The organism is Micromonospora sp. BL4 (genome assembly GCF_003667505.1).
In the GTDB taxonomy this organism is placed as follows: Bacteria; Actinomycetota; Actinomycetes; order Mycobacteriales; family Micromonosporaceae; genus Micromonospora.
Genome location: NZ_RCVJ01000233.1, coordinates 1 through 9,439, shown reverse-complemented (window position 1 = coordinate 9,439; position 9,439 = coordinate 1). Strand labels below are relative to the sequence as shown.

Sequence of the window (9,439 nt, the reverse complement as noted above, 5' to 3'; positions counted from 1 at the left end):
CACCCACGCCATACATACGGCGAAACCGGACACCCCGTCAGCCCGTCAGCCCGTCAGCCCGTCAGCCCGTCAGCCCGTCCAGCCCCGCCAGCCCCGCCACCCGCTTGCAATGGTTCGATCACGTGGCGGCCGGCGGGATGGGTTGACCCGCCCAGACCGCCCTGGGTGCCTGACGCGCCGAATGTCCGGTCTGGCGGCGGCCTGAAGGGCTGGCGGGGGGTGCGTGGAGTACCGATCCGGACCCAGCGCTCGGCGCTCGCTGCGCCGCCCTGCACCGGATCCGCCCGCCGGCCGGCCCTGCACCTCGTCAAGGGGGGCGGTGGCTCTGGTGAGCGGTATACCTGTGAGTCATAAATATGCCTGTGAGGTATCGCGCTCGTTGACGACCCCGCCGGCCAGGCCTGGGGAGTGCCTCTTCGGGGTGATCGACTCGATATCGGGGATGTCGCGGTGTCCGGGGCTTGCGGATGCCCCGATGTCGGCGGTACCGATTCGATCACCTCTCGTGGCCGAGCCGAGCCGACAGTGCCCGGTGAGACACGCGCAAACGGGCCGGCCGGGCGAGGCCACTGGGTTGAGGCCGATGACTCAGAGGCATAAATATGACTCTGAGGTATACCGCTTTCGGGTGCGGGTGCCGCCCGTGGCCGGCCCATCTCCGGACTCCATGCCCATCGGCCGCCAGGGACGGCGGGCGCGGCGGACCGACCACGATCTACGCGGCTGACCGACCACGAGCTACGCGGTTGACCGACCACGAGCTACGCGGTTGACCGACCACGATCATCGAAGGCGACGAACGGTCCGCGGTGGCGACCGGCGGGGCTTACGAACTCGGCGTGGCCTCGGCGCCCTGGTCGGCCTTCGTGCCGTCCTTGGTGAGGGCGGCCAGGATCGACTCGGCGGTGCGCCGGCCCACCCCGGGCACCTCGGTGATCTCCTCAACGGTGGCGGAGGACAGCCGCTTGAGCGAGCCGAAATGCCGCAGCAGCGCCTTGCGCCGCACCTCGCCCAGGCCGGGCACCTGGTCCAGCGCCGACTCGGTCATCCGCTTGGAGCGGCGCTGCCGGTGGAAGGTGATGGCGAACCGGTGCGCCTCGTCGCGAACCCGCTGCAGCAGGTAGAGCCCTTCCGAGGTGCGCGGCAGGATGACCGGGAACTCGTCGTCGGGGAGCCAGACCTCCTCCAGCCGCTTGGCGAGCCCGCACAGCGCCACGTCGTCGATGCCCAGCTCCGCGAGAGCCTGGGCGGCCGCGGCGACCTGCGGCGCGCCGCCGTCGACGACAACCAGCTGCGGTGGGTACGCGAACTTGCGGGGTCGGCCGGTGGTCGGATCGACCAGGATCCCCACCTGCGGCTCGTCGGTGTCACCCTGTCCGCCCGGGGCGGCCGGATCGTCGGCCGGCTCGACCCCCACCTCGCCCGTCTCCGCCCGCGCGTCGAGGTAGCGGGCAAAGCGGCGGCGCAGCACCTCGGACATCGCGGAGAGGTCATCGGTTGCGCCCCGGACGATGAACCGCCGGTACTCGCTCTTGCGGGGCAGCCCATCCTCGAAGACCACCATGCTGGCCACCACGTCGGTGCCCTGGATCTGGGAGATGTCGAAACACTCGATGCGCAGGGGCGACGTGCGCATGTCGAGCGCCTCGCTGATCTCGTCCAGCGCCTTACCCCGGGTGGTCAGGTCACCGGACCGCTTGAGCTTGTGCCGGGCCAGCGCGTCCTTGGCGTTGCGCTCCACCGTCTCCATCAGCGAACGCTTGTCGCCTCGCTGCGGCACCCGCAGCGACACGCGACTGCCCCGATGGGTGGAGAGCCATTCGGCCAGCGCGTCGGCGTCCGCGGGCAGCTCGGGCACCAGCAGCTCGCGGGGCACGTCGGCCTCGCCGTGCTCGCCGCCGTACACCTGGGTGCAGAAATGGTGCACCAGGTCGCCGGTCGTCAGGTCCTCGGTCTTCTCCACCACCCAGCCGCGCTGGCCGCGGACCCGGCCGTCGCGGACGTGGAAGACCTGCACGGCCGCCTCGAGCGGGTCGTCAGCGAACGCGACCACGTCGGCGTCGGTGCCGTCGCCCAACACCACGGTCTGCTTCTCCATCGCCCGACGCAGCGCGGCCACGTCGTCGCGCAGCCGTGCGGCCCGCTCGAACTCCAGCTGCTCGCTCGCCTCGGTCATCTCGCGTTCGATCTTGCGGACCATGGTGTCGGTGCGCCCGGCCATGAAGTCGCAGAAGCCGTCGACGATGGCCCGGTGCTCGTCGGCGGAGACGCTGCCGACGCAGGGCGCCGAGCACTTGCCGATGTAGCCGAGCAGGCAGGGACGGCCGACCTGGCCGGCCCTCTTGAACACCCCGGCGGAGCACGTCCGGGCCGGGAACACCCGCAGCAACAGGTCGAGGGTCTCCCGGATGGCCCAGGCGTGCGAGTACGGCCCGAAATAGCGCACACCCTTGCGCTTCGCGCCGCGCATCACCTGGAGTCGCGGGTATTCCTCGTCGAGGGTGACGGCCAGATAGGGGTACGACTTGTCGTCGCGGTAGCGGACGTTGAACCGGGGGTCGTACTGCTTGATCCAGGTGAACTCCTGCTGGAGCGCCTCGACCTCGGTGCCGACGGTTATCCAGTCCACCGACTCGGCGGTGGTGACCATCTGCCGGGTGCGCTCGTGCAGGTTCCAGACGTCGCCGAAGTAGGAGTTGAGCCGGCTACGCAGGTTCTTCGCCTTGCCGACGTAGATCACCCGACCGGTGCCGTCGCGAAAGCGGTAGACCCCCGGGGACTCCGGGATGGTGCCGGGTGCGGGACGGTAGGTCGAGGGGTCAGCCACACCAACAAGCCTAGTCCGCCGCACCGACAGCCCGCCGCAAGCGCTAGATCGACTCGGCTCCGGGAAGTACGGGCGTCGACGGACGCCGAACACCCGGAGGCCGAGCCGATCAGGCGGGTTGACCGATCAGGCCAGCGAGATCTGGTCGCCGGTGACCTTGATGTCCTTCGGCGGCAGCGGCTTGGTGGCCGGACCGGCCTTCACCGAGCCGTCCTCGATCGAGAACTTGCTGCCGTGGCAGGTGCAGTTGATGGTGCCGCCGTCGACGTTCGTCACCGGGCAGTTCTGGTGCGTACAGATCGGGCTGAAGCCCTTGAACTGGCCGGCCGTGGGCTGGGTGATGACCACGCCCTCGGCGGCGAGGACCTTGCCGCCGCCGACTGGAATGTCGGCGGTGGTGGCGAGCGACTGGGCGCCCTGCCGGTCGCCGCCGCCGGCGTCACCGGTGCTGGGCACCGCCGGGCCGCCGCTGGTCGGGGCGTCGCCGGTGGGGGTGCCACTACCGGTGTCGTCGCCGCAGGCGGCCAGTACGACGGCCGCGCCGACCGCTCCGACGCCGGTGAGCAGGGTCCGACGGGTCTGCGTACCCGGACCGGTCAGCGCCTGATCGTCACTCATGCCTCGCCTCTCTGTTGCCCGCTGCGCCGGCAAGAGCCGGCCACACCCTCTCCACACGGGCAACTGTGCCGGATGGTTCACGATGGCACCCGTCCGACCCGGGAAATGGGACGGGGCGGGGCGGACCGCGTCCCGCGCGCCGCAGTCGGCGCGCGAAGTCGGTACGGACCCGCCCCGCAGGGATCGGGGTCAGCGCGTGGCGGTCGCCGCCACCTTGCGGCTCGCCCGCGTCTTGGTGGCGCCGTTGGCCTTGGCGGCCCGGGTGGTAGCGGCCGCCGCGCCCTTGGCATCGCCGTCGAGCTTGAGCACCTGGCGCAGGAACTGGCCGGTGTGGCTCTCGGGCACCTCGGCGACCTCCTCGGGAGTGCCGGTGGCCAGCACCATGCCGCCCCGGTGGCCGCCCTCCGGGCCCATGTCGATCAGCCAGTCGGCCGTCTTGATCACGTCGAGGTTGTGCTCGATGGTGATCACCGTGTTGCCCTTCTCGACCAGCCCTTCCAGCACCATCAGCAGCTTGCGGATGTCCTCGAAGTGCAGGCCGGTGGTCGGCTCGTCGAGCACGTAGACCGTCCGACCCGTGGAGCGCTTCTGCAACTCGGACGCGAGCTTGACCCGCTGCGCCTCACCACCGGAGAGGGTCGGCGCGGGCTGGCCGAGGCGGACATAGCCGAGGCCGACATCCACCAGCGTCTTGAGGTGACGGTGGATGGCCGGGATGGCGGAGAAGAACTCGGCGGCCTCCTCGATCGGCATCTCCAGCACGTCCGAGACGGTCTTGCCCTTGTAGTGCACCTCCAGGGTCTCCCGGTTGTACCGGGCGCCCTTGCAGACCTCGCACGGCACGTACACGTCGGGCAGGAAGTTCATCTCGATCTTGATGGTGCCGTCACCGGAGCACGCCTCGCAGCGTCCGCCCTTGACGTTGAACGAGAACCGGCCCGGGCCGTACCCGCGCACCTTGGCCTCGGTGGTCTCGGCGAAGAGCTTGCGGACGTGGTCCCAGACCCCCGTGTAGGTGGCCGGGTTGGAGCGTGGCGTCCGGCCGATCGGCGACTGGTCCACGCCGACGACCTTGTCCACGTGCTCCAGGCCGCCGACCCGGGTGTGCCGGCCGGGCACCAGACGGGCGCCGTTGATCTGGTTGGCCAGCACCGCGTACAGGATGTCGTTGACCAGCGTCGACTTGCCCGAGCCGCTGACCCCGGTGACCGCGATCAGCTGACCCAGCGGGAAGGACACGGTCAGGTTGCGCAGGTTGTGCTCGCGCGCGCCGTGGACCACCAGCTCCCGGTCCTTGGTCTGCGGGCGGCGCTTCTGCGGCGTCGGGATCGACCGGCGCCCGGACAGGTACGCCCCGGTGATCGACTCCGGGTTCTCCAGCAGCGCCGGCACGGAGCCGCTGTGCACGATCTTGCCGCCGTGCTCACCGGCCCCGGGGCCGATGTCGACGATCCAGTCGGCGGTACGGATGGTGTCCTCGTCGTGCTCCACCACGATCAGCGTGTTGCCCAGCCCGCGCAGCCGGATCAGCGTCTCGATCAGCCGGTGGTTGTCGCGCTGGTGCAGACCGATCGACGGCTCGTCGAGCACGTACAGCACGCCCACCAGGCCGGAGCCGATCTGGGTGGCCAGCCGGATGCGCTGCGCCTCGCCGCCGGACAGGGTGCCGGCGGGCCGGTCCAGGGACAGGTAGTCCAGGCCGACGTCGAGCAGGAACCGCAGCCGCGCGTTGATCTCCTTCAGCACCCGCTCGGCGATCATCTTCTGCCGGTCGGAGAGCTCGATGCCCGCCAGCAGGTCGGCGCACTCCCCCACGGACAGGTTGCAGACCTCGGCGATGCTCTTGCCGGCCAGCGTGACCGCGAGCACCTCGGGCTTGAGCCGGGCGCCGCCGCACGCCGCGCACGGCACGTCGCGCATGTAGCCCTCGTACTTGTCGCGGGACCACTCGGACTCGGTGTCGGAGTGGCGGCGCTCGATCCACTGCACCACGCCCTCGAAGCCGGTGTAGTAGGAGCGCTCACGGCCGTACTTGTTGCGGTAACGCACGTGCACCTGGTCGTCGGAGCCGTGCAGGATCGTCTTCTGCGCCCGCGCCGGCAGTGCCCGCCACGGGGTGTCGACGTCGAAGTGCTGGGCCTCGCCGAGCGCCTCCAGCAGGCGCAGGAAGTATTCCAGGTTGTGGCCGGTGGACCAGGGCTGGATGGCGCCCTCGCGCAGGCTGCGCTCCGGGTCGGGCACCAGCAGCTCCGGGTCGACCTCCTTCTTGGTGCCCAGGCCGGTGCACTCCGGGCAGGCGCCGTACGGCGCGTTGAAGGAGAAAACCCGGGGCTCGAGGTCCTCGATGGCGAGCGGGTGGTCGTTAGGGCAGGCCAGGTGCTCGGAGTAGCGACGCTCCCGGTTCGGGTCGTCCTCCGGCAGGTCGACGAAGTCGAGCAGCACCAGGCCGCTGGACAGGCCCAGGGCGGCCTCGACCGAGTCGGTCAGCCGCTGCTTGGCGCTCGGCTTGACGGTGAGCCGGTCGATCACCACCTCGATGGTGTGCTTCTCCTGCTTCTTGAGCTTCGGCGGCTCGGTCAGCGGGTGCACCACGCCGTCGACGCGGGCCCGGGCGTAGCCCTTGGCCTGCAACTCGGCGAAGAGGTCGACGTACTCGCCCTTGCGGCCGCGGATGACCGGGGCGAGCACCATGAACTTGGTGCCCTCGGCCATGGCGAGGACCCGGTCGACGATCTGCTGCGGGCTCTGGCGGGAGATCCGCTCGCCGCAGACCGGGCAGTGGGGCTCGCCGATGCGGGCGTAGAGCAGCCGCAGGTAGTCGTAGACCTCGGTGATGGTGCCGACGGTCGAGCGCGGGTTGCGCGAGGTCGACTTCTGGTCGATGGAAACGGCCGGGCTCAGGCCCTCGATGAAGTCGACGTCGGGCTTGTCCATCTGGCCGAGGAACTGCCGCGCGTACGACGAGAGCGACTCGACGTAGCGCCGCTGCCCCTCGGCGAAGATCGTGTCGAAGGCCAGGCTCGACTTGCCCGACCCGGACAGCCCGGTGAACACGATGAGTGCGTCCCGGGGCAGGTCGAGACTGACGTCACGCAGGTTGTGCTCGCGCGCGCCACGGATGATCAGTCGGTCGGCCACGGTGCGTGTACTCCCGGGTGAAGACGAAGCGAAGGATGTGTCCCGCTCTGGGATGATCTGAGCGGTCGTGCGGGCGCGGAAAAGGCGCCTCGGCAACTCTAGCCCCGAGGTATGACACTTTCCCCCGCCCGCACATTCCCCCAGCTCAGCCCGGTCGGCCGGGCCTGTCAGTATCCTCCGGGAGACGGCGGTCGGGCCGCCCGGCGCCGGGCGGAACGCCACCCGCCACGCCGCTCCGCGGCGAGCCGCGCCTCGCGCCGCCGGCTCTCCTGGGCCACCTCCCCCTGCAGCCGCCGCCAGCTCTCCCAGCGTCGGGTGGACAGCTCCCCGGTGCTCAGCGCGTCGCGGACCGCGCAGGCGGGCTCCCCGTCGTGCCCGCAGTCGGCGTACCGGCAGCCCTCGGCCAGCCCGGCGATGTCGGCGAAGGCCCGGTCGAGCCCGGCCACGCCGTCCAGCAGGCCGACCGCCCGCACGCCGGGCGTGTCGATCACCGCCCCGCCGTCGGGGATGGGCACCAGGGCCCGCCAGGTGGTGGTGTGCCGGCCCTTGCCGTCGACCCGCCGGATCGCCTGGGTCGGCATCATCACCGCGCCGGCCAGCGCGTTGACCAGGCTCGACTTGCCGGCGCCGGAGGGCCCGAGCAGGCCGAGCGTGCGACCGGGCGCCACCTCGGCCCGCAGCGGTTCCAGGCCGAGGCCGCGCTCGGCGCTGACCGGCAGCACCGGCACGCCGGGGGCGACCGCGGCGAGCTGGCGGGCCAGCGCGTCCGGGTCGGCCGCGAGGTCGGCCTTGGTCAGCACGACCAGCGGCCGGGCCCCTGACTCGTGGGCCAGGGAGAGCAGCCGCTCGATCCGGCCGACGTCCGGCTCCGGGTGCACCGGCTCCACCACGGCGGCGGCGTCGAGGTTGGCGGCCAGCACCTGGCCGCTGGCGTCCTTGCCGGCGGTACGGCGGATCAGCGCGGCCCGCCGGGGCAGCACCGTCTCCACGGTGGTGCGGCGGTCCGGCCAGTGCGCGAGCAGCACCCAGTCACCCGCGCAGGGCAGCGCGGAGGGGTCCCGAGCGGCGGCGGCCAGCACCGCCCCACCCAGGCTGGCCCGGACCGGGCCGGCCGCGGTGAGCACCGTGCAGACCCCCCGGTCCACCCGGGCCACCCGGCCCGGGTGGTGGTCGCCTCGTCGTGCGGCGTACGCCGCCCGCTCGGCGTCCCAGCCGAGGGCGGTCAGATCGATCGTCATGGCATCCTCATCGGTGTCGAAGCTGGTGATGGCGGAACACACGTGCCACGTCCGGCATGGTCACCACCTCCGTCCGACGTCCCGGTGCCGCGTATGCCGCTGACGGTAGGGCGCGCCCCGACGCGCCGAAAGCGATTTCCCCGGCGACGCCGCGACGGCGTACCGCTAGGGTCGACGCGTGACCACCGATCCGCTGCTGCTGATGGGCGAGGTGGACGACGCCACCAGCCGGCTCCTGCGTACCGCGGCCGCCTTCGACGACGCGGACCTGGCGGCCTCGTCGCTGCTGCCGGGCTGGACGCGCGGCCACGTCCTGACGCACCTGGCGCGCAACGCCGACGGCTTCGTCAACCTGCTCACCGCGGCCCGCACCGGCGAGCCGCTGCCGATGTACGCCTCGCCGGAGGCCCGCGCGGCGGACATCGAGGCCGGCGCGGGCCGGCCACCGGCCGAGCATCTGGACGACCTGCGGCGTACCGCGGACCGGTTCACCGAGGCGGTCGCGGCCATGCCCGTCGAGGCGTGGGCGGCGACGGTGCAGACCCGCCGCGGCCCGTGGCCCGCGGCGCTGCTCGTCTGGGGCCGGTTGCGTGAGATCGAGGTGCACCATCTCGACCTGGCCACCGACTACCGGCCCGCCGACTGGTCGGAGGCGTTCGCCCACCGGCTGCTGCACGAGGTGTCCGCGCACCACGCCGACCGGCCGGCGCCGCCGTCGATGGTGCTGCGCTTCGACGGCAGCCAGCACGAGCTGGTGATCGGGGAGCGCGCGAGCGCGCCGGTCATCGCCGGTCCGGCCGCCGACCTCGCCGCCTGGCTGATCGGCCGTGACGGCGGCGGCGCGCTCGCCGTCACTCCCGACGGTCCCCTGCCTACTCCACCGGAATGGATCTAGAGACCTCATGACATACAGCGGAGACGTCACCCCCGGCGACGCGCCGGCGGTGCGGGAGCTGAACGGGCTCACCATCAGCAAGCTGTCGGTGGGCCCGATGGACAACAACGCCTACCTGCTGCGCTGCACGGGCACCGGCGACCAGGTCCTGATCGACGCCGCCAACGAGGCGCCCCGGCTGCTGGACCTGATCGGCGACGGCGGGCTCACCGCCGTGGTGACCACCCACCAGCACATGGATCACTGGGTGGCGCTGGAGGAGGTGGTCGCCAAGACCGGCGCCCGGGCGCTGGTGCACGCCGACGACGCCGCCGGGCTGCCGATCGAGGCGGAGCGGCTCGCCGACGGCGACACCGTGCCGGTCGGCGACTGCGCGCTGGAGGTCATCCACATCAAGGGGCACACCCCGGGCTCGATCGCGCTGCTCTACCGCGACCCGGCCGGCACCCCGCATCTCTTCACCGGTGACAGTCTCTTTCCCGGCGGTGTCGGCAACACCGACAAGGATCCGCAGCGCTTCGCCGCGCTGATCGACGACGTCGAGCACAAGCTGTTCGACCGGCTGCCGGACGAGACCTGGTTCTATCCCGGTCACGGCAAGGACAGCACGCTCGGCGCGGAACGCCCCGCCCTGCCGCAGTGGCGGGCCCGGGGCTGGTGACCCCGCGGGGCCGGCCGGGGGGCCGGCCCCGCACCACCCACCCGACCGCGCGGGCGCACCCC

Annotated in this window: 6 protein-coding genes; 2 read left to right on the top strand and 4 right to left on the bottom strand. The window is 71.9% G+C overall.

What is annotated here, in order from left to right; translation table 11 throughout:
- Positions 1-826: 826 nt before the first annotated feature.
- The 4 genes from uvrC to rsgA all read right to left on the bottom strand — a co-directional run bounded on the left by uvrC (position 827) and on the right by rsgA (position 7,821).
- Positions 827-2,827, bottom strand: coding sequence for an excinuclease ABC subunit UvrC (gene uvrC, locus EAD89_RS28700; RefSeq protein ID WP_121677880.1), 2,001 nt, complete (start codon positions 2,825-2,827; stop codon positions 827-829).
- A 126-nt stretch (positions 2,828-2,953) separates the two neighbouring features.
- Positions 2,954-3,445: a Rieske (2Fe-2S) protein gene (locus EAD89_RS28695; protein WP_121677879.1), complete on the bottom strand. Its 492-nt coding sequence runs from the start codon at positions 3,443-3,445 to the stop codon at positions 2,954-2,956.
- Between the two features lie 189 nt (positions 3,446-3,634).
- Positions 3,635-6,583: an excinuclease ABC subunit UvrA gene (gene uvrA, locus EAD89_RS28690; RefSeq protein ID WP_121677878.1), complete on the bottom strand. Its 2,949-nt coding sequence runs from the start codon at positions 6,581-6,583 to the stop codon at positions 3,635-3,637.
- 167 nt (positions 6,584-6,750) lie between these two features.
- Positions 6,751-7,821: a ribosome small subunit-dependent GTPase A gene (gene rsgA / locus EAD89_RS28685; protein WP_121677881.1), complete on the bottom strand. Its 1,071-nt coding sequence runs from the start codon at positions 7,819-7,821 to the stop codon at positions 6,751-6,753.
- Between the two features lie 178 nt (positions 7,822-7,999).
- Between rsgA and EAD89_RS28680 the strand changes: the two genes are divergently transcribed.
- Together EAD89_RS28680 and EAD89_RS28675 are read left to right on the top strand one after the other, a co-directional pair.
- On the top strand, positions 8,000-8,716 hold the full coding sequence (locus EAD89_RS28680) for a maleylpyruvate isomerase family mycothiol-dependent enzyme (protein WP_121677877.1): 717 nt from the start codon (positions 8,000-8,002) through the stop codon (positions 8,714-8,716).
- Positions 8,717-8,723: 7 nt separating this feature from the next.
- Positions 8,724-9,377 (top strand): MBL fold metallo-hydrolase, encoded by a 654-nt coding sequence (locus EAD89_RS28675; RefSeq protein WP_121677876.1) that lies wholly within the window; start codon positions 8,724-8,726, stop codon positions 9,375-9,377.
- The last annotated feature ends 62 nt before the right edge of the window (positions 9,378-9,439 follow it).

Coding starts and splice junctions, on each gene's coding strand:
- EAD89_RS28695 (WP_121677879.1), bottom strand. CDS start 3,445: ATGAGTGACGATCAGGCGCTGACCGGTCCGGGTACGCAGACCCGTCGG.
- rsgA (WP_121677881.1), bottom strand. CDS start 7,821: ATGACGATCGATCTGACCGCCCTCGGCTGGGACGCCGAGCGGGCGGCG.
- EAD89_RS28675 (WP_121677876.1), top strand. CDS start 8,724: ATGACATACAGCGGAGACGTCACCCCCGGCGACGCGCCGGCGGTGCGG.